Origin of the sequence: Lysobacter yananisis, assembly GCF_031199375.1 — a bacterium.
Lineage (GTDB): Bacteria > Pseudomonadota > Gammaproteobacteria > Xanthomonadales > Xanthomonadaceae > Lysobacter > Lysobacter yananisis.
In genome coordinates, this window is the sequence record NZ_CP133568.1 from 5,201,116 (window position 1) to 5,225,049 (window position 23,934).

General features: G+C 70.3%; 21 protein-coding genes and 1 tRNA gene. 3 read left to right on the forward strand and 19 right to left on the reverse strand.

Annotated elements, in window-relative coordinates; all coding sequences use genetic code 11:
- Window positions 1-54: 54 nt before the first annotated feature.
- From RDV84_RS21380 to tpiA, 7 genes are all read right to left on the reverse strand, one after another.
- Entirely contained in the window at window positions 55-1,344 is a 1,290-nt protein-coding gene (locus RDV84_RS21380) for an NADH-quinone oxidoreductase subunit D (protein ID WP_250451042.1), read from the reverse strand.
- 22 nt (window positions 1,345-1,366) lie between these two features.
- The gene (locus tag RDV84_RS21385) at window positions 1,367-2,086 is read right to left on the reverse strand and encodes an NADH-quinone oxidoreductase subunit C (protein WP_250442855.1); all 720 of its coding nucleotides are present in this window, start codon (window positions 2,084-2,086) and stop codon (window positions 1,367-1,369) included.
- Complete coding sequence (locus tag RDV84_RS21390) at window positions 2,083-2,658, reverse strand: NuoB/complex I 20 kDa subunit family protein (protein WP_057947327.1); 576 nt, start codon at window positions 2,656-2,658, stop codon at window positions 2,083-2,085. The genes RDV84_RS21385 and RDV84_RS21390 overlap by 4 nt, the downstream gene beginning before the upstream one ends.
- The gene (locus RDV84_RS21395; protein ID WP_057947326.1) at window positions 2,649-3,005 is read right to left on the reverse strand and encodes an NADH-quinone oxidoreductase subunit A; all 357 of its coding nucleotides are present in this window, start codon (window positions 3,003-3,005) and stop codon (window positions 2,649-2,651) included. The genes RDV84_RS21390 and RDV84_RS21395 overlap by 10 nt, the downstream gene beginning before the upstream one ends.
- Window positions 3,006-3,213: 208 nt before the next feature.
- Window positions 3,214-3,298, reverse strand: a tRNA-Leu gene (locus RDV84_RS21400).
- Between the two features lie 120 nt (window positions 3,299-3,418).
- Window positions 3,419-3,934, reverse strand: a complete 516-nt coding sequence (gene secG, locus RDV84_RS21405) for a preprotein translocase subunit SecG (RefSeq protein WP_309151519.1) — start codon at window positions 3,932-3,934, stop codon at window positions 3,419-3,421.
- Window positions 3,935-4,006: 72 nt separating this feature from the next.
- Window positions 4,007-4,759: a triose-phosphate isomerase gene (gene tpiA / locus RDV84_RS21410; protein WP_309151520.1), complete on the reverse strand. Its 753-nt coding sequence runs from the start codon at window positions 4,757-4,759 to the stop codon at window positions 4,007-4,009.
- A gap of 143 nt (window positions 4,760-4,902) precedes the next feature.
- Between tpiA and RDV84_RS21415 the strand changes: the two genes are divergently transcribed.
- Complete coding sequence (locus RDV84_RS21415; RefSeq protein ID WP_078996648.1) at window positions 4,903-5,424, forward strand: DNA-deoxyinosine glycosylase; 522 nt, start codon at window positions 4,903-4,905, stop codon at window positions 5,422-5,424.
- Window positions 5,425-6,002: 578 nt separating this feature from the next.
- Window positions 6,003-7,163, forward strand: a complete 1,161-nt coding sequence (locus tag RDV84_RS21420) for a trypsin-like serine peptidase (RefSeq protein ID WP_309151521.1) — start codon at window positions 6,003-6,005, stop codon at window positions 7,161-7,163.
- 314 nt (window positions 7,164-7,477) lie between these two features.
- On the opposite strand, the gene RDV84_RS21425 is transcribed toward RDV84_RS21420, so the two are convergent.
- The gene (locus RDV84_RS21425; RefSeq protein WP_309151522.1) at window positions 7,478-8,413 is read right to left on the reverse strand and encodes an isopenicillin N synthase family dioxygenase; all 936 of its coding nucleotides are present in this window, start codon (window positions 8,411-8,413) and stop codon (window positions 7,478-7,480) included.
- A 291-nt stretch (window positions 8,414-8,704) separates the two neighbouring features.
- Between RDV84_RS21425 and RDV84_RS21430 the strand changes: the two genes are divergently transcribed.
- The gene (locus RDV84_RS21430) at window positions 8,705-10,564 is read left to right on the forward strand and encodes a DUF3413 domain-containing protein (protein WP_309151523.1); all 1,860 of its coding nucleotides are present in this window, start codon (window positions 8,705-8,707) and stop codon (window positions 10,562-10,564) included.
- Window positions 10,565-10,800: 236 nt separating this feature from the next.
- Here the strand turns inward: RDV84_RS21430 and glmM are convergent, their stop codons facing one another.
- The 11 genes from glmM to aroC form a co-directional block, all read right to left on the reverse strand.
- On the reverse strand, window positions 10,801-12,141 hold the full coding sequence (gene glmM / locus RDV84_RS21435) for a phosphoglucosamine mutase (RefSeq protein ID WP_309151524.1): 1,341 nt from the start codon (window positions 12,139-12,141) through the stop codon (window positions 10,801-10,803).
- Between the two features lie 306 nt (window positions 12,142-12,447).
- Window positions 12,448-13,335 (reverse strand): acetyl-CoA carboxylase, carboxyltransferase subunit beta, encoded by an 888-nt coding sequence (gene accD / locus RDV84_RS21440; protein ID WP_057947318.1) that lies wholly within the window; start codon window positions 13,333-13,335, stop codon window positions 12,448-12,450.
- 136 nt (window positions 13,336-13,471) lie between these two features.
- A complete protein-coding gene (gene trpA / locus RDV84_RS21445; protein WP_309151525.1) occupies window positions 13,472-14,275 on the reverse strand; it encodes a tryptophan synthase subunit alpha in 804 nt (267 codons plus the stop codon).
- Between the two features lie 121 nt (window positions 14,276-14,396).
- Window positions 14,397-15,623, reverse strand: a complete 1,227-nt coding sequence (trpB, locus tag RDV84_RS21450) for a tryptophan synthase subunit beta (protein ID WP_309151526.1) — start codon at window positions 15,621-15,623, stop codon at window positions 14,397-14,399.
- Between the two features lie 254 nt (window positions 15,624-15,877).
- Window positions 15,878-16,540, reverse strand: coding sequence for a phosphoribosylanthranilate isomerase (locus RDV84_RS21455; protein WP_231783982.1), 663 nt, complete (start codon window positions 16,538-16,540; stop codon window positions 15,878-15,880).
- On the reverse strand, window positions 16,537-17,382 hold the full coding sequence (gene truA / locus RDV84_RS21460) for a tRNA pseudouridine(38-40) synthase TruA (RefSeq protein WP_250442865.1): 846 nt from the start codon (window positions 17,380-17,382) through the stop codon (window positions 16,537-16,539). The genes RDV84_RS21455 and truA overlap by 4 nt, the downstream gene beginning before the upstream one ends.
- A gap of 20 nt (window positions 17,383-17,402) precedes the next feature.
- Window positions 17,403-19,655: a motility hub landmark protein FimV gene (locus RDV84_RS21465; protein WP_309151527.1), complete on the reverse strand. Its 2,253-nt coding sequence runs from the start codon at window positions 19,653-19,655 to the stop codon at window positions 17,403-17,405.
- A 67-nt stretch (window positions 19,656-19,722) separates the two neighbouring features.
- Window positions 19,723-19,971, reverse strand: coding sequence for a DUF6053 domain-containing protein (locus tag RDV84_RS26995; RefSeq protein ID WP_425608182.1), 249 nt, complete (start codon window positions 19,969-19,971; stop codon window positions 19,723-19,725).
- A 16-nt stretch (window positions 19,972-19,987) separates the two neighbouring features.
- Window positions 19,988-21,010, reverse strand: a complete 1,023-nt coding sequence (locus tag RDV84_RS21470; protein WP_309151528.1) for an aspartate-semialdehyde dehydrogenase — start codon at window positions 21,008-21,010, stop codon at window positions 19,988-19,990.
- Between the two features lie 117 nt (window positions 21,011-21,127).
- The gene (locus RDV84_RS21475; protein ID WP_309151529.1) at window positions 21,128-22,141 is read right to left on the reverse strand and encodes a 2-hydroxyacid dehydrogenase; all 1,014 of its coding nucleotides are present in this window, start codon (window positions 22,139-22,141) and stop codon (window positions 21,128-21,130) included.
- Window positions 22,134-23,246 (reverse strand): chorismate synthase, encoded by a 1,113-nt coding sequence (gene aroC, locus RDV84_RS21480; protein ID WP_078996638.1) that lies wholly within the window; start codon window positions 23,244-23,246, stop codon window positions 22,134-22,136. Before aroC ends, RDV84_RS21475 begins: the two co-directional genes overlap by 8 nt.
- Window positions 23,247-23,934: the final 688 nt, after the last annotated feature.

Here is a 23,934-nt window from a genome sequence, read left to right on the forward strand (position 1 = left end):
TGCGACCGCGCGCCCCCGGCGCCCGGTCTGGGACAAACCTTCAGTGCGGCGAGATCAGCGATCGATCTCGCCGAACACGATGTCGTAGGTGCCGATCATCGCCACCACGTCGGCCAGCATGTGGCCCTTGACGACCTCGTCCATCGACGAGAGGTGGGCGAAGCCCGGCGCGCGCAGCTTCACCCGGAACGGCTTGTTGGCGCCGTCGGAGACCAGGTAGCAGCCGAATTCGCCCTTGGGGGCTTCCACGGCGCAGTAGGTCTCGCCGGCCGGCACGCAATAGCCTTCCGAGAACAGCTTGAAGTGGTGGATCAGCGCTTCCATGTCGTCCTTCATCTCCTCGCGCTTGGGCGGGGCGACCTTGAAGTTGTCGACGATCACGGGGCCGGGGTTGGCGCGCAGCCACTTCACGCACTGCTTGATGATGCGGGTGGATTCGCGCATCTCGGCCACGCGCACCAGGTAGCGGTCGTAGCAGTCGCCGTTGACGCCGACCGGGATGTCGAAATCGACCTCCGCGTACTTGGCGTAGGGCTGCTTCTTGCGCAGGTCCCAGGCGATGCCGGAGCCGCGGATCATCGGGCCGGTCATGCCCCAGGCCAGGGCCTGTTCGGGCGAGACCACGCCGATGCCGACGGTGCGCTGCTTCCAGATGCGGTTTTCGGTCAGCAGCGTCTCGTATTCGTCGACGCGCTTGGGGAAGTCGTCGGCGAACGCGTCCAGGTAATCGAGCATCGAGCCTTCGCGCCACTCGTTGAAGCGCTTGAGGCCCGCGCCCTTCTTCCAGGGCGATTCCTTGTACTTCGGCATCCGGTCCGGCAGGTCGCGATAGACGCCGCCGGGACGGTAGTAGGCCGCGTGCATGCGCGCGCCGGAGACCGCCTCGTAGCAGTCCATCAGCTCTTCGCGCTCGCGGAAGGCGTACAGGAACACCGCCATCGCGCCCAGGTCGAGCGCGTTGGAACCGATCCACATCAAGTGGTTCAGGATGCGGGTGATCTCGTCGAACATCGTGCGGATGTACTGCGCGCGCACCGGCGCCTCGATCCCCAGCAGGGTCTCGATCGCGCGCACGTACGCGTGCTCGTTGCACATCATCGACACGTAGTCGAGCCGATCCATGTAGCCGATCGACTGGTTGAACGGCTTGGACTCGGCGAGCTTCTCGGTGCCGCGATGGAGCAGGCCGATGTGCGGATCGGCGCGCTGCACGACTTCGCCGTCCATCTCCAGGATCAGGCGCAGCACGCCGTGCGCGGCCGGATGCTGGGGACCGAAGTTGAAGGTGTAGTTGCGGATCTCGGCGTTGTTGAGGCCGGAGGTGTTGAGGTTCACCAAGGGCATGTCGCTGGCGGGATTGCTCATCTCACTTCACCTCGCGCTGCGACTGCTCGCCCTGCGCGGTCTGGTAGCGCGCGTCCTCGCGGATCACGCGCGGCACGCCGACGCGCGGCTCGATCGACACCGGCTCGTACACCACCCGGCGCTTGTCGGCGTCGTAGCGCACTTCGACGTTGCCGATCAGCGGGAAGTCCTTGCGGAACGGATGGCCGACGAAACCGTAGTCGGTGAGGATGCGGCGCAGGTCCGGATGGCCTTCGAAAACGATGCCGTACAGGTCGAAGGCCTCGCGCTCGAACCAGTTGACGCCCGGGTGCACCGAGGTCAGCGAGGGCACGACCGGCAGGTCGTCGTTCGGCGCGAACGTCTTCAGGCGCACGCGCGCGTTGTGCTGGTACGACAGCAGGTGCGCGACCGCGGCGAAGCGGCGCGCGGGCTTGGCGTCCTCGGCGCCGTTGGGTTCTTCGCCCCAACGGAAACGGCCGGCGCTCTTGCCTTCCACGCCGCGCGAGAAGCCTTCCGAGGACACGTCGGTGTCCCACTCGTCGCTGCCGTAGGTCAGGTAGTCCACGCCGCTGACGTCGACGCACTGCTCGAAGCCGAGTTCGTCGCGCAATGCGCGCGCGGCGTCGAGCCACTGGTCGTGGGCGACCTCCAAAGTAATTTCGCCGCGCGGTTGCGCGACGACGATGGTGGCCTGCGGGAAGCGCGCGTCCAGGCGCTGGGCGAGATCGGCGGGGCTCATTCGCGCACACCCTGCTTGGCGTCGCCGAAGTTGGTGCCGCGGCGGATCTTGCGCTGCAGCTGCAGGATGCCGTAGACCAGCGCCTCGGCGGTCGGCGGGCAGCCCGGTACGTAGACGTCGACCGGCACCACGCGGTCGCAACCGCGCACCACCGCATAGGAATAGTGGTAGTAGCCGCCGCCGTTGGCGCAGCTGCCCATCGAGATGACCCACTTCGGGTCCGGCATCTGGTCGTAGACCTTGCGCAGCGCCGGGGCCATCTTGTTGACCAGGGTGCCGGCCACGATCATCACGTCGGACTGGCGCGGCGACGGGCGGAACACCACGCCGTAGCGGTCCAGGTCCAGGCGCGCGGCGCCGGCGTGCATCATCTCGACCGCGCAGCAGGCCAGGCCGAAGGTCATCGGCCACATCGAGCCGGTGCGCGCCCAGTTCCACAGGGTGTCGAGGTTGGTGGTGACGAAACCCTGCTGCAGCAGCGGGTTCTCGCCCTCGGGGCGCAGGATGTCGTCCAGGCGGCCTTCCGGCAACGGGTTGTGCATCAACCCGGACACGGTTTGGATCACTCCCATTCGAGCGCTCCCTTCTTCCAGACGTAAACGAAGCCGAGCAGGAGCATGCTGGCGAAAATGCCCATCTCGATCAGGCCGACCACGCCGAGATCTCGGAACACGGTGGCCCAGGGCACGATGAAGATGATTTCCAGATCGAAGATGATGAACTGGATGGCGATCAGGTAGTAGCGCACGTCGAACTGCATGCGCGCGTCTTCGAAGGCCTCGAAGCCGCATTCGTACGGAGACAGTTTCTCCGCGGTCGGGCGCTTGGGCCCGAGCACATTGCCTACTACCAACAGGGCGACGCCGATACCGCTGGCGACGATCAGGAACAACAGAGTCGGCAGGTATTCGGCCAGCACGCGGTGTTCTCTCGGCTACTTGTTCGGCTACATGGGCGCGCATGGTTGCGCGATCCCTTGGCTTGGCGCCGCGGCGCCCAGTCGTTCGGACGCGCGGAGCGGCCCGCCGTGCGTGCCGCACCTGCGTACCGTGGTGCGAATTGCTGTCTTGCTTGTCTACTGCTGTCTAAAGCATCGACATCGGACTTGGATGCTGCCGGGTTGGATGTGGTGCCCAAAGGGGGACTCGAACCCCCACGACCTAAGTCGCTACCACCTCAAGGTAGTGCGTCTACCAATTCCGCCATCTGGGCACTGCCAACCTACTTCCGCCATCCTGGCCCGGCGTTGCGGGGAACCCGCGCCGCCCTAGGTCATCGCTGACCTGCCCTGCCGTCCGGGCGGGGCTGAAACTCTATTTTAACCTGTTTATCTCAGCCGCCGTTAGCCGGCTGTTTTGCCGGGGCTGCCGGCTGCGCTTGCGGCTGCGATGCCGGAGCGGCGGCCGGAGCCGGCGCCGAAGGCACCGCGCCGGCGGGCGCGGCATTGGCCGGCGCCGTCGACGGAGCCGCCGCGGGCGCCTGCGGCACGCCGCTGGCCGGAGCCTGCGGGATCGCGCTGGGCGCAGCGGCCGGGGCGGCGGCGGGCGCGGCCGGAGCCGGCTGCTCGCTGACGCGACCCATCACGCCCAGGTCGGGCTTGCCCAACTGTGCCGGGGCGGTGCGGCTGGCCTGCCAAGCCATGAACAGGCTGATCGCGAAGAACGCGACCGCCAGCCACTTGGTCGACTTGGACAGGAAGTTCGACGAACCGCGGGCACCGAACACGGTCGCCGAGGCGCCGCCGCCGAAGCCCGAGCCGGCCTGCGCACCCGCGCCGCGCTGCATCAGGATCAGGGCGATCATGGCGATCGCGATCAACACATAGATGACGTTGAGGAACAACAGCATCGTTCGGATTCTTCGCTCAGTGACAGCTCGTTACGACCGTTGCCGGGCGGCGGAGTTCGCCGTTCGACGCGATCAGGGCGCCGCCGCGGCAGCGATGGCGTTGAAGTCGGACGCGACCAGGGAGGCCCCGCCGACCAGTCCGCCATCGACGTCGGGCTGGGAAAACAGCGCGGCGGCGTTGTCGGCTTTCACGCTTCCGCCGTAAAGGATCGGAAGCGAGCCAGCGATTCTAGCATCCTGCGCAGCGATTTCGCTACGGATGAATGCGTGGACCTCCTGCGCCTGCTCCGGCGTGGCGGTGCGGCCGGTGCCGATCGCCCAGACCGGCTCGTAGGCGACCACGGCGCCGTCGAGGGCGGCGACGCCCAGCAGTTCCAGCACCGGCGCCAGCTGTTCCTGCAGGCGCCACTGGGTCTTGCCGTCCTCGCGCTCTTCCAGGGTCTCGCCGACGCACAGGATCGGCACCAGGCCGGCGTCGCGCGCGGCCGCGAACTTGCGCGCGACCAGTTCGCTGCTCTCGCGGTGGTACTGGCGGCGCTCGGAGTGGCCGACCAGGCCGTAGACCGCGCCGACCTCCTTGAGCATCGCCGCGGAGACTTCGCCGGTGTAGGCGCCCTTGACGTTGCTGCTGACGTCCTGCGCGCCGAAGCCCAGGCCGCGTTCGCCGTAGTGTTCGACCAGCTCGCCCAGGTACGGCAGCGGCGGCAGGATCACCCGCTCCACGCCCGGCGGCGGGGTCTGCGCGGCGACCTCGTCGAGCAGGGCGAAGGCGAATTCGCGGCTGCCGTGCAGCTTCCAGTTTCCGGCGACGATCCTGCGGCGCATGGCTTCTCCCTCGGTGCGTAGACGGGGCGCAGTCTAACGGTTGGGCGCGACCAACGGTACTTGAAGCCAGAAGTGAGCGAAGAGAAGTGAGGAGTGAGCGGATTACACTCATTCCTCACTTCTCTTCGCTCACTTCTGGCTGAATGCTCATCCACAGCTTCCCGCCACTCGAAGTCCCCGACGCCCGCGCGCTGGTGCTCGGTAGCATGCCGGGCGCCGCCTCGCTCGCGGCCGGGCGCTATTACGCGCATCCGCACAACCGGTTCTGGCCGATCATGGGCGAACTGGTCGGCGCGGGGCCGGCGCTGGACTTCCCGCAGCGGGTCGCGGCGCTGGCCGCGGCCGGGATCGCGCTGTGGGACGTGCTGGCGCAATGCGAGCGCGAAGGCAGCCTGGATTCGGCGATCCGCGACGACACCGCGGTGCCGAACGACATCGCCGGCTTCCTCGCCCGCCATCCGCGGGTCGGCACGGTGCTGTTCAACGGCGCCAAGGCCGAGCAGAGCTTCCGCCGCTTCATCGCGCCCGGCCTGGCGCGGCCGGACCTGACCCTGGTGCGGCTGCCGTCGACCAGCCCGGCCAACGCCTCGCAGGGCGCGGCGATGAAGCTGGAGGCCTGGCGCCAGGCGCTGCGCGCGGCCGGGGTGCGCCTGCGCGAGGGGTGAGGCGGGCGCAACCGGCGGCCGGCGCGAGAACCCCGTCCGGCGTTCGCAGCTTGCGCAGCGCCTGCAGCGGAACGCTCGGCAACCGAAGCCCCCGCAGGAGCGGCGCAAGCCGCGACCGCGCCAATTCCGCCACGACGAAACCGCCGATACCCGCGTTACTGCGGCGCAAATCGCCCCAGGAACCCGGCCCGCGCCGCCCGTTCGCCCTCCGCCGCCGTTGCGCCTGCGCAACATTTCTCTCCCGCGTCCACCGCGGCTTTCCGCCCGAAACCCTTGCCCCGCCTGCGCCGCAGCCGTCCCAGTCCTTGCTGCGACTGCATCGGCGCCACACCGGTCCATGGTCCCGGCCTGTCCTGCCCTCCCCGACCCCGGCGTTTCCTGGGGTGGCCGCCCGCCAAGGGCGCCCACCGCCGAACCGCCCGCCATCCGCGGGATGCCACCGGTCCGCACTCGCCTGTACGAGTCGGCCCGGCGTTCGACCGGAAGCCGTCCGCGCCGCCACGGATCGAGGCGCGCGACGGCGCTGCGCCGACGATCCATCCGTCGCCCATGGAGCGATACCTCAAGGAGTTTTCGACATGAAGTCGCATCGCACTGCCTCGCACCGCCTCCCCCGCCGCCTCGCCGCTGTCGCCGGCCTAGCCCTGCTGACCCTGGCCGGCGCCGCCAGCGCCGGCGAAACCGTGATCCGCACCGCCCACGGCGACGTCGCCGCGCTGGATGCGCCCAAGCCCGGCAGCGCCGCCGCGGCCAAGGCCGCCCAGGCCGCGCCGTTCGCGACCGCGCGCCAGCGCGCCGCGGTCAAGCCGCTGGTCTGGGAAACCCGCGGCGAAGCCGCGTCCCCGGCCGCGCTCAAGGCGCTGGACGCGCCGACCGGCCCGGCCGCCAGCGCGCCCGGCGGCAGCGCCCCGGCGTTCAACAACTACCTCGCCCGCCAGCACTTCCCGCAGGTGTGGAACAAGCTCGACGCGCTGGACGCGCAGAAGGCCGCCGCGCCGACGGCGGCGCTGGGCGGCGAGAAGGACGGCGCGCACTACGCCTACACCCGCTTCCCCGGCAACTACTACACCAGCCAGTGGAAGGCTTCGCCGTGGAACAAGATCGGCAAGCTGTACTTCACCAAGCCCGGCGGCGCCAGTTCGTACTGCACCGCGCAGGTCTCCAGCGGCACCAACGTGCTGACCACCGCCGCGCACTGCGTCTACACCTTCGGCTCGGGCTGGAACTCCAACTTCGTGTTCGTGCCGGCCGAGCGCTACGGCGAAGCGCCGTACGGCAAGTTCGGCTGGAGCACCGCGCGCGTGCCGACCAACTGGATCAGCCAGGGCACCCGGCGCTGGGACGTGGCGGTGATCAAGCTCACCGGCGAGCAGACCACCGGCATTCCGGTGATCAACTACGTCGGCTGGCTCGGCCGCGCCTGGAACCAGCCGTACTCGCTGTACACCTACTCGCACGGCTACGCCAGCAACCTGAGCACGCAGTACACCAACATCTGCGCCGGCCAGACCTACGACTCGCCGTCGGAAGGCACCAACGTCGTCGTGCAGGGCTGCGACATGACCTACGGCGCCAGCGGCGGCGCGTGGCTGATCAACTACACGCCCAATTCCAACGCCGGCAACCAGGTCAACAGCGTCGTCAGCGGCCCGCACATCGGCGCGTTCGGCACGGCGTGGGTCGGCGCGCGGTTCAACGACGACAACATCGTGGCGCTGTGCACGGCGATCGGCTGCTGAGCCCGCCGTCGCCGGCCTGAAACGCGGCCGGCGACGGACTCCGCCCCGGTTTGGCGGCCAGCCCGCCAGGCGACGCAGCCTTGGGTAAGTCGCCGCAGCGGACAAGGACGTCCACGGGTGCCGCGGCCCGTTCCGCGGCGCCCGGACGCTCCGCCCGGAGCGCAGTTCCAGGCCAAAGAAAAAGCCGGCGCAAGCCGGCTTTTTCCTTTTGAGCGATCGGCGATGTCGCGATCCGGCTCCACCGCGGGCGTCGTGCCCGCATGCCACGGCGACCGCGCCGCCCGATGCTCCACTCCCGATCCGCTACTTCCGACTCACTTGAGCTTGATCTCGCGCAAGCGCTCTTCCAGATAGCCCTGCGCGGTGATCGGCTCGGGATAGCGCTTGGGGTTGTCCGCGGTGATCGTCGAGGGCAGCACGTCGATCACGAAGTCCGGGTTCGGGTGCAGGAAGAACGGGGTCGAGTAGCGCGGCTGGCGCGCCTGTTCGCCCGGCGGGTTGACCACGCGGTGGGTGGTCGACGGGTACACGTGGTTGGTCAGGCGCTGCAGCATGTCGCCGATGTTGACCACGATGGTGTCGGCGTCGGCGGTGAACGGCACCCACTCGCCCTGGCGCGACTTCACTTCCAGGCCGGCGGCGCTGGCGCCGACCAGCAGGGTGATCAGGTTGATGTCCTCGTGCGCGCCGGCGCGCACGTTGGGGATGTCGTCGGCGGTGATCGGCGGGTAGTGGATCGGGCGCAGGATCGAATTGCCCGAGTCGGTCTTGTCGGCGAAGTAGTTCTCCGGCAGGCCGATGTGCAGGGCCAGCGCGCTGAGCACGCGCGAGCCGAGCTCGTCGAGGGTGGTGAACAGGCCGTAGGCGACTTCCTTGAACTCGGCGATCTCGCTCGGCCACAGGTTGGCCGGCATGTCCGCGGCGTACTTGGAGTCGCGCGCGATCTCGCGGCCGACGTGCCAGAACTCCTTGAGGTCGAAGTGCTTGGAGTCCTTGGCGGTCTCTACGCCGAACGGGGTGTAGCCGCGGGCGCCGCCGCCGCCGGGCACGTGGTACTGGCGCTTGACCTCGTCGGGCAGCGCGAAGAAGCGCTTGAACACGTCGTAGGCGCGGTCGATCTGGGCGTCGCTGATGCCGTGGCCGCGGATGCCGGCGAAACCCCATTCGCGGTAGGCCGCGCCGAGCTCGGCGAAGAAGGCCTCGCGGTCGGTGTCGAAACGGCGGATGTCGAGGGTGGGAATCTGACTCACTGGGCGTTCCTGTCTGGTCTGTCTTTTCGGATAGGCGGCTATCTTCGCTCAAAGCCGGCCCGCACGCGCGTTCGACGCCTCCGGGCGACCGCGGCGGCACCTCCGGCAGACCGCCCCGGCACGCCCGCGCGCGCCCAGGCTGAACGGCCGCCAGCGCGCTTCAGCTCGGCGCCGCGCGCCCGCCCTCCGGCGGTGTTCCAGGGCTTTGTTACACGCTAAAGTCGCCGCCCGCCCGGCTCGCTTTCGGCCCGGCCCGCCCCGGTCCGCCCCACCTCGAGAACGCCCCCGCGAATGGACGTACCCGCCGCCCGCCCCGCCTTCCAGGCGCGCCGCGCCCTGGCCTGGCTGACCGGGTTCACCCTGACCAACGCCGTCGCCGCGATCGCCATCGCCGCGCTCAACATCCCTTTCGGCCACCTCGCCGAGCACTGGAAGGCGGCGCTGTTCCTGACCCTGGCCCTGCCCGGCCACTTCCTCTTCTTCGGCGCCCTGCTCGGCCTGCCGCCGCTGCTGCTGGGCTGGCTGACCCGGCGCAACGGCGCCCTGACCGCGGCGGCGGTGATCCTGCAGGCGGCGTGGATCTGCCTGCTGGTCACCGACGCCAAGGTGTTCGCGCTGTACCGCTTCCACCTCAACGCGATGGTCGCCAACATGGTGTTCGGCGGCGCGATGCAGGACCAGGTGGTGTTCTCCGCCGGCACCTGGGCGCTGATCGCGCTGGCGGTGGCGCTGGTGCTGGCGCTGGAAATCGCCGCGGCGTGGCTGTGGTGGCGCGCGCTGCGCCGGCGTCCGGGCCTGACCGCGATCGTGCGTGCGTGGTGGCTGGCCGCGGCGGTGATGCTGTTCGGCCAGGCGATGGTCGCCTACTACGACGCGCGCGGCGATCGCGCGGTGCTGTCGCAGCTGCCCTACATCCCGTGGGCGCAGCCGATCACGCTGAAGGACTCGCTGCAGCGCTTCGGGGTGAAGAGCGACCCCGACGCGCGCATGCCCAGCGCCGGCGAAGGCCTGCTGCAATACCCGCGCAAGCCGCTGGAATGCGACAAGGCGCCCAAGCTCAACGTCGTGGTGATCCTGCTCGAATCGCTGCGCCACGACGCGCTCAACCCGCAGGTGATGCCCAACACCTGGCGCCTGGCCCAGCGTTCGCAGTGGTACGACGACCACTACAGCTCCGGCAACGCCACCCGCTTCGGCCTGTTCGGCCTGCTCTACGGCCTGCCCGGCGGCTACTGGCACCCGATGCTGGCCGAGCAGCGCGGCTCGGCCTTCATCGGCCAGATGAAGAAAGACGGCTATGCGATGCACATCTACGGCAGCGCGCCGCTGTACAACCCCGAATTCGACCGCACCGTGTTCTCCGAGGTGCGCGAGCGCCTGGTCAACGGCCCGCGCGAGCGCCACAGCGCCGAGCGCGACCTGTCGATCCTGCGCGACCTGCAGCGCGACATCGCCGCGACCCCGGCGCAGCAGCGCTTCTTCGGCTTCGTGTTCCTGGACTCGACCCACCAGCCCTATTACATGTCCGAGGGCTACCCGCCGCTGTTCCAGCCGATGGCGAAGTCGATCAACCCCATCGACTTCGGCCCCGACCACGATCCGCTGCCGGACTTCAACCGCTACCGCACCGCCGCGCATTACGCCGACTCGCTGATCGGGCCGTTCCTGGACGCGCTGCAGGCCGGACCGTTCGCGCACAACACCGTGGTCGTGGTCACCGGCGATCACGGCGAGGAATTCAACGACCTCAAGCAGAACTACTGGGGCCACAACGGCAACTTCTCCGACTACCAGCTGCGCACGCCGTTCGTGCTGTATTGGCCGGGCATGGCGGCGCGCAAGACCGGCCACGTCACTTCGCACGAGGACCTGGTGCCGACATTGATGAAGCACGCGCTGGGCTGCCGCAACGACAGCGCCGACTACAGCACCGGGCTCGACCTGTTCGGGCCGGCGCAGCCGAACCGGCCGCTGCTGGTGGAGAGCTGGTCGCAGCGCGGCATCCGCCAGGGCGACCGGATCTACCTGTTCGACAATTACGGCGCGGCGACCGTGGTGGACCGCCGCTACCGGCCGATCCCCGGGGCGAAGGTGGACCCGGCGGCGGTGAGCCAGTCGTGGGAGATGCTGACGCGGTTCCAGCAGCGTTGAGCGGCGGGTCGTTTCTTGTAGGAGCGGCGCGAGCCGCGACTGCGGCAACGAAACGCCGGCGCGCAATGGAGGTCTTGGGTTTCGATCCGGCGCCGGCCGAATGCCGCATGGCGTACGGCCTGCGTCGTTGTTTGGTTGGCGCAGTCGCGGCTTGCGCCGCTCCTACAGGGAGCTTCGGGCAAAAACGACGAAGGCCGCTTGCGCGGCCTTCGTCGTTTGCAGCGTGGACGCAGCGGTCAGACCGCGGCCTTGACTGCCGCCGACAGCGCGTCGAGCGTGTCCTGCATCAGCTTCGCATCGTCGGCCTCGACGGTGACGCGCACCACCGGCTCGGTGCCCGAGGGGCGCAGAAAGGCGCGGCCGCGGCCGGCCACGGCGGCTTCTGCTAGCTTCAACGCCTCCTTCACCGACGCGGCTTCGGTTGGCTTGCTCGCGCCCTCGAACCGCACGTTGACGGTCTTCTGCGGCACCCGCTGCAGCCCGGCCAGGGCGTCGCGCAGCGACAGCTTGCGCCGCGCCAGCACTTCCAGCACCTGCAGCGCGCTGACGATGCCGTCGCCGGTGCTGGTGCGGTCCAGGCACAGCAAGTGGCCGGAGGCTTCGCCGCCGAGCATGCCGCCGTGGGCGATCAGTTGCTGGTGGACGTAGCGGTCGCCGACCTTGGCGCGGATGAAGCCGATGCCGCGCTGTTCCAGCGCGCGCTCCAGGCCGTAGTTGGTCATCAGCGTGCCGACCACCGGGCCGCGCAGGCGGCCGCTGTCCTGCCAGTCGGTGGCGAGGATGTAGAGCAGGTCGTCGCCGTCGCAGATGCGGCCTTCGCTGTCGACGAACATGACCCGGTCGCCGTCGCCGTCGAAGGCGATGCCCAGATCCGCGCCGCTGGACTGGACCTTCGCCACCAGGGTCTGCGGATGGGTCGAGCCGACCCCGTCGTTGATGTTGAGGCCGCTCGGGTCGACGCCGATCGCGTCCACGCGCGCGCCGAGTTCGCGCAGCACCAGCGGGCCGACCTGGTAGGTCGCGCCGTTGGCGCAGTCCAGGGCGATGCGCAGGCCGCTGAGGTCGAAGCCGCGCGAGACCGAGCCCTTGCAGGCTTCCAGGTAGCGGCCGATGGCGTCGCGGGTGCGCACGGCGCGGCCCAGGCGTTCGGACTCGACCGTGCGGAACGGCTGCTCCAGCGCCGCCTCGATCGCCAGTTCGGTGTCGTCGTCGAGCTTTTCGCCGTCGGCGGAGAAGAACTTGATGCCGTTGTCGTAGTGCGGGTTGTGCGAGGCGGAGATGACGATGCCGCCGTCGGCGCGCAGCGAGCGGGTCAGGTGCGCGACCGCCGGGGTCGGCATCGGCCCCATCAGCTGCACGTCCACGCCGGCGGCGACCAGGCCGGCCTCGAGCGCGGCCTCGAACATGTAGTTCGAGATGCGGGTGTCCTTGCCGATGATGACCATCGGGTTGCGCCAGTCGCGGCGCTGCAGCGCGTGGCCGTAGGCGTTGCCCAGGCGCAGGACGAAGTCGGCCGAAATGGCGCCCTCGCCGACGCGGCCGCGGATGCCGTCGGTGCCGAAGTATTTGCGGGTCATAGGGATAGGTCTGGGAAGCGGAAATGAAGGGAACGGGGAATGGCGATGATGCGGCGAACGGGCATGAAAACGCCGTCGGGGGAGTGCCGCCGCAGGAGTGTGCCGCATGCGCGGCGCGCTACGTCGGCGCGCGGCTGAACGCTGCCGCGTTGCGCTTCGGCGCTCACAGTTCGAACGTTTCGGGCCGCGGATCGCGGATCGTCGGGACGCCAAAATGGCAAAAGCGACGCGACCGGCGCGTTCGCGCCGATGGCGTCGCTTTTGGAGATCGCCGATGTCAAATCAGCCGACCCTGCCGAAGCGGCCTCAGGCCGCTTCGACATCGTCCTCGGGCTGCGGCTGCTTCATCATCATCGCCAGCAGGTGCGAGATGCGGTCGCGCATTTCGCGGCGGTCGCAGATCTGGTCGACGGTGCCGTGCTCGAGCAGGAACTCGCTGCGCTGGAAACCTTCCGGCAGTTTTTCGCGCACGGTCTGTTCGATCACGCGCGGGCCGGCGAAGCCGATCAGCGCGCCGGGCTCGGCCAGGTTGAGGTCGCCGAGCATCGCGAACGAGGCGGTGGTACCGCCGAAGGTCGGATGGGTCATGACCGAAATGAACGGCAGGCCGGCGTCGCGCATGCGCCCCAGCGCGGCCGAGGCCTTGGCCATCTGCATCAGCGAGAACAGGCTTTCCTGCATGCGCATGCCGCCGCTGGCGGCGAAGCAGACCATCGGCACGCCGTCGGCCACGGCGCGCTCGGCGCCGCGGGCGAAGCGCTCGCCGCTGACCGAACCCATCGAGCCGCCCATGAAGGCGAAGTCCATCGCGGCGGCGACCAGCGGGCGCTGCTTGAGCGTGCCGGCCATCGCGATCAAGGAGTCGCGCTCGCCGGTCGCCTTCTGCGCGGCCTTGAGGCGCTCGGAATACTTCTTCTGGTCCTTGAACTTGAGCACGTCGACCGGGCTCAGTTCGGCGGCGATTTCCTGGCCGCTGCCGGCGTCGAGGAACGCGCTCAGCCGCGCACGCGCGCGGATCGGCATGTGGAAGCTGCACTTGGGGCACACCTCGAGGTTTTCCTCGAGTTCGGGACGGTAGAGCACGGCGCCGCAGCGTTCGCACTTCTCCCACAGGCCCTCCGGGACGCTGCGGCGCTTGGCCGCGCCGGTCTCGGTGCGGATGCCGGACGGCATGAGTTTCTTGAGCCACGACATGCGTTGGGATCTTCCTGTTGTAGCGGGCGGAGGACGGATCGGCAGTGGATCGGATGCGCCGCGCCGGTGCCGTCCCGACGCGCCAGTTTAGCGCAGCGGGCCGGACGCCCCGGCCGCCGCTGTTCAGCCGCTCGGGTCAGGCGGCGTCGAGCGCCGCGCGCAGCGGCGCGAGGAAGTCGCGCGCGGCCAGCGCCGCGGCCTGCGCCGACGCCGCTTCGGCCAGCACCGCGACCAGCGCGCTGCCGACCACCACGCCTTCGGCTTCGCGCGCCATGGCCGCGGCGCTGGCCGCGTCCTTGATGCCGAAGCCGGCCACCACCGGCACCCGCGACTGCTGGCGGATGCGGTGCAGGCGGTCGTTGGCGGCGCCGGCGTCGAGCCGGTCGGCGCCGGTCACGCCGGCGAAGCTGACGTAGTAGAGATAGCCCTGGGCGCCGTCGCACAGCAGCGCCAGGCGCTCGTCGGTGGTGGTCGGCGAGGCCAGCAGGATCAGCGCCAACCCGGCCTGGGCGAAGGCCGCGCGCAGTTCGGCGGCCTCTTCCGGCGGCAGGTCGACCAGCAGCACGCCGTCGACGCCGGCGGCGACCGCGTCGTGGGCGAAACGCTGCGCGCCGCGGATCTCGATCGGGTTGAGGTAGCCCATCAGCACCACCGGCGTATCGGCGTCACCCTGGCGGAACTGCGCTACCGCCTGCAGCACCCAGCCCAGGCCGGCGCCGCGCGCGATCGCGCGCTCGGAGCTGCGCTGGATGGTCGGGCCGTCGGCCATCGGATCGGAGAACGGCACGCCGAGCTCGACCACATCGGCGCCAGCCGCGACCAGCGCGTGCATCGCCGGCACGGTCGCCTCCAGCGAGGGATCGCCGGCGGTCAGGAACGGGATCAGCGCCTTGCGGCCGGCGGCTTGCAGCTGTTGGAACTTGGCGTCGATGCGATTCATGGGGGCACAGGAGTGAGCGTAGAGGAGTGAGAAGCGAGCGGAACCCAAAGCGGCGTAGAGAGGCGCGGAGGGCGAAACGATGCTTTCGCTCACTCCTCACTCCTCCACGCTCACTCCTCGCTCAAAAGTGCAGCCCTTCGCGGCCGGCGATCGTATGCACGTCCTTGTCGCCGCGCCCGGACAGATTGCACAGCACGACCTGGTCCTTCGGCATCGAACGCGCCAGCTTGATCGCCTGGGCGATGGCGTGGCTGGATTCCAGCGCGGCCAGGATGCCCTCGGTGCGCGCCAGGGTGCGGAAGGCGTCGAGCGCTTCGTCGTCGGTGACGCCGACGTACTCGGCGCGGCCGGTGTCCTTGAGGAAGGCGTGCTCGGGGCCGACGCCGGGATAGTCCAGGCCGGCGGAGACCGAATGCGTTTCCACGATCTGGCCGTCGTCGTCGCACAGCACGTAGGTGCGGTTGCCGTGCAGCACGCCGGGGCGGCCGGCGGCGAGCGAGGCGGCGTGGCGGCCGGTGTCGATGCCGTCGCCGGCGGCTTCGGCGCCGACGATGCGCACCTCGCGGTCGTTGAGGAAAGCGTGGAACAGGCCGATGGCGTTGCTGCCGCCGCCGACGCAGGCGGTGATCGCATCGGGCAGGCGGCCGTACTCGGCCAGCATCTGCGCGCGCGCCTCGCGCCCGACCACGGCGTTGAAGTCGCGGACCATGCGCGGATACGGATCCGGGCCGGCCACGGTGCCGATGATGTAGAAGGTGTCGCGCACGTTGGTGACCCAGTCGCGCATGGCTTCGTTGAGCGCGTCCTTGAGCGTCTGCGAGCCGCTGGTCACCGGCACCACGGTCGCGCCGAGCAACTTCATCCGGTAGACGTTGATCTTCTGCCGCTCGATGTCGGTGGCGCCCATGTAGACCACGCATTCCAGGCCCAGGCGCGCGGCCACGGTGGCGCTGGCGACGCCGTGCTGGCCGGCGCCGGTCTCGGCGATGATCCGGGTCTTGCCCATGCGGCTGGCGAGCAGCGCCTGGCCGATGGTGTTGTTGATCTTGTGCGCGCCGGTGTGGTTGAGGTCTTCGCGCTTGAGCAGGATCCGCGCGCCGCCGACTTCGTCGCTGAGGCGCTGCGCGTGGTAGATCGGGCTCGGCCGGCCGACGTAGTGGGCCAGGTCGTTGTCGAAGGCCTGGACGAAGGCCGGATCGACCCGCGCGGCGTCGTAGGCGCGGGCGAGTTCCTCGATCGGCGCGATCAGGGTTTCGGCGACGAACCGGCCGCCGAACCGGCCGAAATGGCCGTTGGCGTCGGGGTACTGATGGAAATCAATCGGTTGGGCGATCGGATCGGCGGACATCGGCGGCCATCAAACGGGGGAGCGCCGCGCCTGGCGCGGCGGAACCCCAGAGTTTAGGGCATCGGCGCGCCGACCGTACCGTTTCGCTTGCCTCGGAATGGCGGTCCGGTTGCGGGGTGACGCGCTGGGCAAAGCGCAAGCGCGACGCGGGCCCGGGCGACAGCGGGAACGGCGCACCGTCGGCGCGCCGCGCGAGCGCGCCGGCCGGCGCGTCCGCGTCCCCGCCCTTCCCCGTCGCAGCGGTCGCCGGCGCGTTACTCGACGTGGCAGTCGGCCCGCCGCACTTCCTCGACGAACTGACGCATCCTGTCGCCGTCCTTGAGCCCGGGCGCGCTCTCGATGCCGCTGGAGACGTCCACCCCCCATGGCAGGGTCGCCAGGATCGCCTCGAACACGTTGTCCGGGGTGATGCCGCCGGCCAGGATGAAGGGCTTCTGCACCCCGACCGGGATGCGTTTCCAGTCGAAGGTCTTGCCGCTGCCGCCGCTGCCGCCCTCGGCATGGCTGTCGAACAGGAAGCCGGCCGCGCCGGGATAGCGCATCAGCAGCGCGGACGGGTGCTGGCCGGCCAGTTCGCCGCCCATCGCGATGGCCTTCAGGTAAGGCACGCCGAAGCCGCGGCAGTAGGCGTCGTCTTCGTTGCCGTGGAACTGCAGCAGGCTCGGCCGGACCTGGCGCACGACCTCGCGCACTTCATCGACCGGGTTGTCGGCGAACAGCGCGACCGCGTCGACCAGCGGCGCCAGCGCCTGGCGCATGGCCCGCGCCTCCTCGGGCGCGACCCGGCGCTTGCTGCCGGCGGCGAACACGAAACCGATCGCGTCGGCGCCGAGTTCGCAGGCCAGGCGCACGTCGCCGGGACGGGTGAAACCACAGAACTTGATGCGGGTGCGGTACAGCGTGCGGGACGGATTCAAAGGCAGACCTCGGCGGGCAACTGGCATTCGGCGGGATAGCGCGGCCCGACGAACACCAGTCCCGCCGACGGAGCGGTCGGACCGGCGACCGTGCGGTCGCGCCCGGCCAGCAGTTCGGCGATCCAGCCCTCGGGCCGGTCGCCGCGGCCGACCGGCAGCAAGCTTCCGACAATGTTGCGCACCATATGGTGAAGAAAGGCGTTGGCCTGCACTTCCATTTCCACGATATCGCCGTCGCGGCGGACCGCGATGGACTGCAGGTCGCGGCGCGCGTGCGGGGCCTGGCAGTGCACGGTGCGGAACGCCGAGAAATCGTTCTCGCCCAGCAGCGCCTGGGCCGCGCGGTGCATGGCGTCGGCGTCGAGCGGGCGCCGTTCCCAGCTCAGGTACTGGCGCTGCAGCGCCGGCCGCACCGGGCGGTTGAGGATGCGGTAGCGGTAACGGCGCGCCCGCGCCGAGAACCGCGCGTGGAAGTCCGGCGCCACGGGAATGCACCAGCGCACGCATACGGATGGCGGCAGGCGCGAGGTCGCGCCCAGCGTCCAGCCGCGCGGGTCGCGCTCGACCGGGCTGTCGAAATGCACGACCTGGCACGAGGCATGCACGCCGGCGTCGGTGCGGCCGGCGCAGACCACCTCGATGCCGGTGCCGGCGACGAAGCTCAGCGCCTGCTCCAGGGTGGTCTGCACGGTGGCTTCGCCGCGCGGGGCGTGCTCGGGGCGGCTCGGCTCGCCCGGACGCACCAGCCGCTGCCAGCCGGAGAATTCGCTGCCGTCGTACTCCACGCCCAGGGCGTAGCGCCGCAGCGGCGCGGCGGCGGAGGCGGTGTCGGAGTCGTTCATGCCCTGCCCTTGCCTGTGCCTCAGGAGCCGGTCCGGCCTCCGCCGGCGCCTTCCAGTTCGCGCAGCAGGCGCGCGGCCTGCTGGCGGGCGGCGTGGTCGCCGTTGATCAACACTTCGCCGAGCAACTGGCGGGCGCTGCCTTCGTCGCCGAGGTCGAGGTAGGCGCGGGCCAGCTCGATCCGCTCCAGGCCCGGCGAGGCCGCGACCGCGGCGGCCGGCTTGGGAGCGGGCGCGATGGGATCGGGCACGATGGGATCGGGCGCGAGCCGGGCCGGTTCGGCCGCGAGGCGCGGCGCGACGGTTCCGGCATCCGCGCGCGGCTCCACGCTCGGCGCCTGGGTCGCGGCGACCTGCGGGGCGACGGCCGGGGCCACCGGCACCGGCTGCAGCGGCGCCGGTTCGGCCTCGCGGCGCGGCTGGCTGCCGGCGCTGGTCGAATGCCAGGTCGGCACGCGCGGCTGGCTCTTGGGTTCGCTGACCGGGGCGGTCCAGTGCGGCGGCGGCGCGACGGGGTCGGCGGCGGGCTGGACGGTCGCGGGTTCCTGTTCGCCAGGGAAATCCTGCAAGGCGTGGGCCTGCGGCGCGTCGGTCTGTTCGGACACGTCCGCCACATCGGCGTCGGCGTCGCTATCGGCGATGGCGTCGGCGCGCGATTCGGGTTCGGAGCGGTCGCGGCCGAGCAGCTGCGCGACCGGGTCGACCAGCGGCGCCGGTTCGGGCTTGCGCCGCAGCGTTTCGACCGGGTCCGGAGTGGGCTCGGTGGCTGCGGGCGCCGGCACGAACGGCGCGGGCGCCGGCGCGGCGGCGCGGAAGTTCGGGCGCTTGGGTTCGCGCCGGCTCAGCACCCAGCCGCCGGCCAACAGCGCCAGCAGGCCGAGGCCGCCGAAGATCCACGGCAACGGCGAGCCGCTGTCGGCGCGGGCCTGGTTCTCGGCCAGGCGCTGCTGGGTCGCGGCCAGCTCGCTGTCCTTCATCGCGATCAGCTTCTGCTGGTCGGTGCTGAGCTTCTCCAGCTCGGCGACCTTGCTCTTGAGGTCCGCCAGTTCCTGCTCGCGCACCGCAATGGTTTCGTTGGCCTGTTGCACTTGTTCTCGCACCATGTGGCCCTCGCCTGCGGCGCTGATGCCGGACTGAGCCCCGGCCTTCGCGCGCTCGGCGCCGGGCGGGACGATTTCCAGGCGCGCATCGCTGGCCCGGCCGGGCTCGCGCGCGGCCGGCGCCACCGGCGCCTTGGCGACGCGGTCGGCGCCGACGGTCAGCGGCTGCGGCACCGCCTGCTGCGGCGCCTGCCGCCATTGCTGGATCTGCGCGCGGACCAGTTCGTTGGCCTCGCGCGGGTCGATCGCCGCCATCTCGCCGCCGGGCGGACGGCGCAGCACCGCGCCGGCGCGCAGGCGATTGATGTTGCCGCCGACGAAGGCCTCGGGATTGGCCCGCAGCAGCGCGATCATGGTCTGGTTGAGGCTTTGCGCGCCGCCCACCTGCGCGGCGATGCCGGACAGGGTCTGGCCGCGCGCGACGGTGATCTCGCCCTCGGCGGGAATGGCGGCCGGCGCGGCCGGCGGCGGGCGCGGCTCGCGCGCGATGCGGCCGGCGTTGGGCCGCTCGGCGGGCGCCGGCGCCGCGGCCGGCGGCGCGGCGTCCGGGATCGCCTGCGGCGGCGGCGCTTCGGGCTGCGCGGCCAGCGCGTCCGGCGGCAACGGCTGCATCGCGTTGCCCGGATCGTAGCCGGGCACCGGGTTCTCCACCGCCAGCGGATCGGTCTGCTGCGGCTGCGCGCCGAACGGCAGCGGCGCCTCCAGCGGACGTTCGATGGTGTTCGGATTCGCGCCGGCGGCGGCCTGGATCGGCGGCTGCATCGGCGCGGACGCGGTGCGCGGCGCGTCGAGCAACGCCGAGTATTCGCGGGTCAGGCGGCCCTGGCCCCAATCGACTTCGATCAGGAAGGTCAGCAGCGGCTGCTGCACCGGCTGGGTGCTGGTGACGCGGATGATCGGCTTGCCGTTGCGGTCGACCGCCAGGGTGAAGCGCAGGTCGGTGACGATGCCCTGCGGCGGCTCCAGGCCGATGCGCTGGAAGGTTTCCGGCGAGGCCAGGCCGGCGCGCAGCTGGGCCAGTTCCTCCGGGCCGCTGGCGATGACCGGGATCTCGGCCAGCAACGGCTGGCCGGCGCGCGACTTGACCTCGATCTGGCCCAGACCCAGCGCACAGGCCGCCGAGCTGGCCAATGCCAGCGCCAGGCCCAGGGCGGTGCGTGCGAAACCTGATCTCACGAGCGGTCCCATTCCGAAGTCAGGCGGCGACTCTAAAGGGGTACGGCCTGAATGCGCAACGCATTCGTTAAGTTTTCATCCTAAGCCGTTGACTGGCTGAGGGGAAGCCGGCTTTTGTGGGAGGGCCTTCAGGCCCGATGCTTTTCGATCCGGTCGCGGCGATCTGAAACAAAGGCATCGGGCCTGAAGGCCCTCCCACAAAAGCCATAAAGCCTTGGCCTGAAGACCATTGCTCATAAGCAACGAGGCCATGGCCTGGAGGCTTTCCACCGGCGCAAAAAAATCGGGCCCCGCGGGGCCCGATTTCCCGGTTCATGCCTCGACGCTCTACCTCAGCGCTCGGCCCACACCAGCTCGGCCAGCTGCACCGCGTTGGTCGCCGCCCCCTTGCGGATGTTGTCGGCCACCACCCACAGCGACAGCCCGCGCGGGTGCGAGATGTCGTCGCGGATGCGGCCGACGAACACCGGGTCCTCGCCGGAGGCGTGGGTCACCGGGGTCGGGTAGCCGCCGCCCTTGGCCTCGTCCACCACCACCAGGCCCGGCGCCTTTTCCAGCAGCGCGCGCGCGTCGGCCGCGGAGAGCTTGTCGCGGGTCTCGATGTGCACCGCCTCGGAATGGCCGTAGAACACCGGCACCCGCACCACGGTCGCGTTCACGCCGATGCTGTCGTCGCCGAGGATCTTGCGGGTCTCCCAGACCAGCTTCATTTCCTCGGTGGTGTAGCCGTTGTCGGTGAAGTCGCCGCCGTGCGGGATCACGTTGAAGGCGATCTGCACCGGATAGATCTCCGGCTGCGCCTCCTGGAAGCTCAGCAGCGCCGCGGTCTGCCGGCCCAGTTCCTCCATCGCCCGCTTGCCGGTGCCGGACACCGACTGATAGGTGGCGATGTTGATGCGCTCGAGCTTGGCCTGGCGGTGGATCGGCGCCAGCGCGACCATCAGCTGCATGGTCGAGCAGTTGGGATTGGCGACGATGCCGAGCGGACGGTGCTTGAGCGCCTCGGGATTGACCTCGCTGACCACCAGCGGCACGTCGTCCTGGTAGCGGAAGGCCGAGGAGTTGTCGATCACCACCGCGCCCGCGGCGGCGAACTTGGGCGCGTATTCCTTCGACACCGAGCCGCCGGCAGAGAACAGGGCGATGTCGACGCCCTTGGGGTCGAACGCGGCCAGGTCTTCCACGACCAGGGTCTGGCCCTCGAACTCGATTTTCTCGCCCGCCGAACGCTCGCTCGCCAGCACGTGCAGTTTGCCGATCGGGAACTTGCGCTCGGCCAGTACCTTCAACATGGTTTCACCGACCGCGCCGGTGGCACCGACGACGGCGACATTGCAGGACGTCTTGGCGTTCATCTGATCTGAGTTACCTGAGTGTGGGGACCGCCGGACCCATTTCCGGCGGGTGGAGCTTTGGAGGCGGGACCGGGGACCGGGGACCCGGGACCGAAAAGCGGCTGTTGCGGTCGGCTTCTAAATCCGGGTCCCTGGTCCCCGGTCCCGGATCCCGCCGTTGATCGGGCTCGGCGGATCGCCCGCGCGCGGGCCGAAGCCGAGCGCGGCGATCAGGTTGTCGACCGCCAGCGCCACCATCGCCCGGCGCGTGGCCAGGCTGCCGCTGGCGATGTGCGGGGTCAGCACGACCCGGCGCTGTTGCAGCAGGCGCGGGTTGAGCCGCGGCTCGCCTTCGTACACGTCCAGGCCGGCCGCGCCGAGGCGGTCGTGCTCCAGCGCGTCGCACAGCGCGTCCTCGTCGACGATGCCGCCGCGGGCGATGTTGGTCAGGGTCGCGTGCGGCCGCAGCTTGGCCAGCGCAGCGGCGTCGATGAGGTGGTGCGACTGCGGCGAATACGGCAGCACCAGCACCAGGTGATCGGCGCGCGCCAGCAGTTCGTCGAAACCGACGTACTGCGCCTTGCATTCGGCCTCCACCGCCGCGGGCAGGCGGCTGCGGTTGTGGTACAGCGTGCGCATGCCGAAACCGGTCGCGCGGCGGGCGATGGCCTGGCCGATCCGGCCCATGCCGAGGATCGCCAGGGTCGCGCCGTGCACGTCGGCGCCGAGCAGGCTGTCGAAGCTCCAACGCTGCCATTGGCCGTCGCGCAGCCAGCGCTCGGCCTCGCTCATGCGCCGCGCGGCCGCCATCATCAGGGCGAAGCCGAAATCGGCGGTGGTCTCGGTCAGTACGTCGGGAGTGTTGCTGGCGAGGATGCCGGCGGCGCTGAGCGCGGCGATGTCGAGGTTGTTGTAGCCCACGCCGACGTTGGCGATCGCGCGCAGGCGCTGCGCGCCGGCGATCTGCTCGGCGCCGATCGGATCGTTGAGGGTGACCAGCGCGCCGTCCATGCGGCGCAGGATCGCGTTGACCGCGGCCGGCTCGTGCCGGGTCACCTCGCGGGTGGCCTCGACCTCGAAATGCTCGCCCAGCCGCGCCAGCACATCGGCGAACAGCGGCTGCGAGACCCACACGCGCGGACGCTCAGACATCGCCCTGCCCCGCCTGCGCCGGCACCCGCGGCGTCACCTCGCCGACGTCGCCGCACTGGGCGCGGTGGCGCAGCGCCTGGTCCATCAGCACCAGCGCGACCATCGCCTCGCAGATCGGCGCGGCGCGGATGCCCACGCACGGGTCGTGGCGGCCGGTGGTGACCACTTCGATCTCGTTGCCGTGGATGTCCAGGCTGCGCCCCGGCAGGCGCAGGCTCGAAGTCGGCTTGAACGCGGCCGAACAGCGCAGGCGCTGGCCGGTGCTGATGCCGCCGAGAATGCCGCCGGCGTGGTTGCTGGCGAAGCCGTCGGGCAGCAGTTCGTCGCGATGCTCGGTGCCCTTCGACGCCACGCTGGCGAAGCCGTCGCCGATCTCCACGCCCTTGACCGCGTTGATGCTCATCAGCGCCGCGGCAAGCTCGCCGTCGAGCTTGCCGTAGATCGGCTCGCCCCAGCCCGGCGGCACGCCGTCGGCGATCACCTCCACGCGCGCGCCGACCGAGTCGCCGGACTTGCGCAACGCGTCCATGTACCGCTCCAGCTCGTCGAGCTGGGCCGCGTGCGGCCAGAAGAACGGATTGGTTTCGACCGCGTCGAGGTCGAAGCCGGCCGGCACGATCGTGCCGATCTGCGATACATAACCGCGTACGACGACCCCGAAGCGCTGCGCCAGCCACTTCTTGGCGATGACGCCGGCGGCCACGCGCATGGTGGTCTCGCGCGCCGAGGAGCGGCCGCCGCCGCGCGGATCGCGATGCCCGTACTTCTGCCAATAGCTGTAATCGGCGTGGCCGGGGCGGAACTGCTCGGCGATGTTGCCGTAGTCCTTGCTGCGCGCGTCGGTGTTGCGGATCAGCAGGGCGATCGGAGTGCCGGTGGTGCGGCCCTGGTAGACGCCGCTGAGGATCTCGATCTCGTCGGCCTCGCGCCGCTGCGAGGTGTGGCGGCTGCGGCCGGTGGCGCGGCGTTCGAGATCGTGGCGGAACTCCTCCGGCGCCAGTTCCAGGCCCGGCGGGCAGCCGTCGACGACGCAGCCGATGGCCGGGCCGTGGCTTTCGCCGAAGGTGGTGACGGTGAGGAGGGTTCCGAAGCTGTTGCTGGCCACTGCGCGGGATCCTGGTGGGTGCCGGTGGTGCGTTGGCGATGATCGCGGGGGTTGGTGTGTTGTGGATGAAGCGGGTTCGTCGTCGATGCCGGGGCGTGCTTGCTGGTTTGCGGTCGCGGCTTGCGCCGCTCCTACAAGGGCGGATCGATGGTAAGGCGCGGCCGTGACGGGCGGAAATGATCGATTCGCAAGCGTCACCCCCGCCCTGCATGAGCGACGTACTTGGGATCAGGGCTCCAATCGCTACGCCCCTCCGACCGCGACGAAGCATCGGGTCCGAGGACGCTTGCGCGGGACTTGCCGCCAGGCCCGGCCCGCGCAAGCGTCCTCGGACCCGATGCGTCCAGCCCGACCTGCGCAAAGGTTCAAGACCCGATGCGTCCAGCCCAGCCTGCGCAAAGATTCAGGACCCAATGCGTCCAGCCCAGCCGGCGCAAAGGTTTCAGGACCCGAAGCGTCCAGCCCAGCCCCGCGCGCATACCGACCCGGCCACCATAGCCGACCCGTCCGGTTTCCGCTGCAACGAAGGCAGGCGCGAGCCTGCGGCGATCTCCAGGGAGTCCGCAGGCGGATGCGTTTTGAAGAAGCGCAAACGCCGCGGGGCGCTTACGAGTTACGGCCGGTCCGCGCCGGCGATGCTGTTCGGTCAGCGTCGCTTGCGGCGCCGCGCGAGGCCCGAGCCCCGCGC

Excerpts from the sequence above, each read along its gene's own strand:
- RDV84_RS21380 (WP_250451042.1), bottom strand. The coding sequence starts at position 1,344 with ATGCCCTTGGTGAACCTCAACACCTCCGGCCTCAACAACGCCGAGATC.
- RDV84_RS21385 (WP_250442855.1), bottom strand. The coding sequence starts at position 2,086 with ATGAGCCCCGCCGATCTCGCCCAGCGCCTGGACGCGCGCTTCCCGCAG.
- RDV84_RS21390 (WP_057947327.1), bottom strand. The coding sequence starts at position 2,658 with ATGGGAGTGATCCAAACCGTGTCCGGGTTGATGCACAACCCGTTGCCG.
- secG (WP_309151519.1), bottom strand. The coding sequence starts at position 3,934 with ATGCTGTTGTTCCTCAACGTCATCTATGTGTTGATCGCGATCGCCATG.
- tpiA (WP_309151520.1), bottom strand. The coding sequence starts at position 4,759 with ATGCGCCGCAGGATCGTCGCCGGAAACTGGAAGCTGCACGGCAGCCGC.
- RDV84_RS21415 (WP_078996648.1), top strand. The coding sequence starts at position 4,903 with ATGCTCATCCACAGCTTCCCGCCACTCGAAGTCCCCGACGCCCGCGCG.
- RDV84_RS21420 (WP_309151521.1), top strand. The coding sequence starts at position 6,003 with ATGAAGTCGCATCGCACTGCCTCGCACCGCCTCCCCCGCCGCCTCGCC.
- RDV84_RS21430 (WP_309151523.1), top strand. The coding sequence starts at position 8,705 with ATGGACGTACCCGCCGCCCGCCCCGCCTTCCAGGCGCGCCGCGCCCTG.
- glmM (WP_309151524.1), bottom strand. The coding sequence starts at position 12,141 with ATGACCCGCAAATACTTCGGCACCGACGGCATCCGCGGCCGCGTCGGC.
- accD (WP_057947318.1), bottom strand. The coding sequence starts at position 13,335 with ATGTCGTGGCTCAAGAAACTCATGCCGTCCGGCATCCGCACCGAGACC.
- trpA (WP_309151525.1), bottom strand. The coding sequence starts at position 14,275 with ATGAATCGCATCGACGCCAAGTTCCAACAGCTGCAAGCCGCCGGCCGC.
- trpB (WP_309151526.1), bottom strand. The coding sequence starts at position 15,623 with ATGTCCGCCGATCCGATCGCCCAACCGATTGATTTCCATCAGTACCCC.
- truA (WP_250442865.1), bottom strand. The coding sequence starts at position 17,382 with ATGAACGACTCCGACACCGCCTCCGCCGCCGCGCCGCTGCGGCGCTAC.
- RDV84_RS26995 (WP_425608182.1), bottom strand. The coding sequence starts at position 19,971 with ATGAACCGGGAAATCGGGCCCCGCGGGGCCCGATTTTTTTGCGCCGGT.
- RDV84_RS21470 (WP_309151528.1), bottom strand. The coding sequence starts at position 21,010 with ATGAACGCCAAGACGTCCTGCAATGTCGCCGTCGTCGGTGCCACCGGC.
- RDV84_RS21475 (WP_309151529.1), bottom strand. The coding sequence starts at position 22,141 with ATGTCTGAGCGTCCGCGCGTGTGGGTCTCGCAGCCGCTGTTCGCCGAT.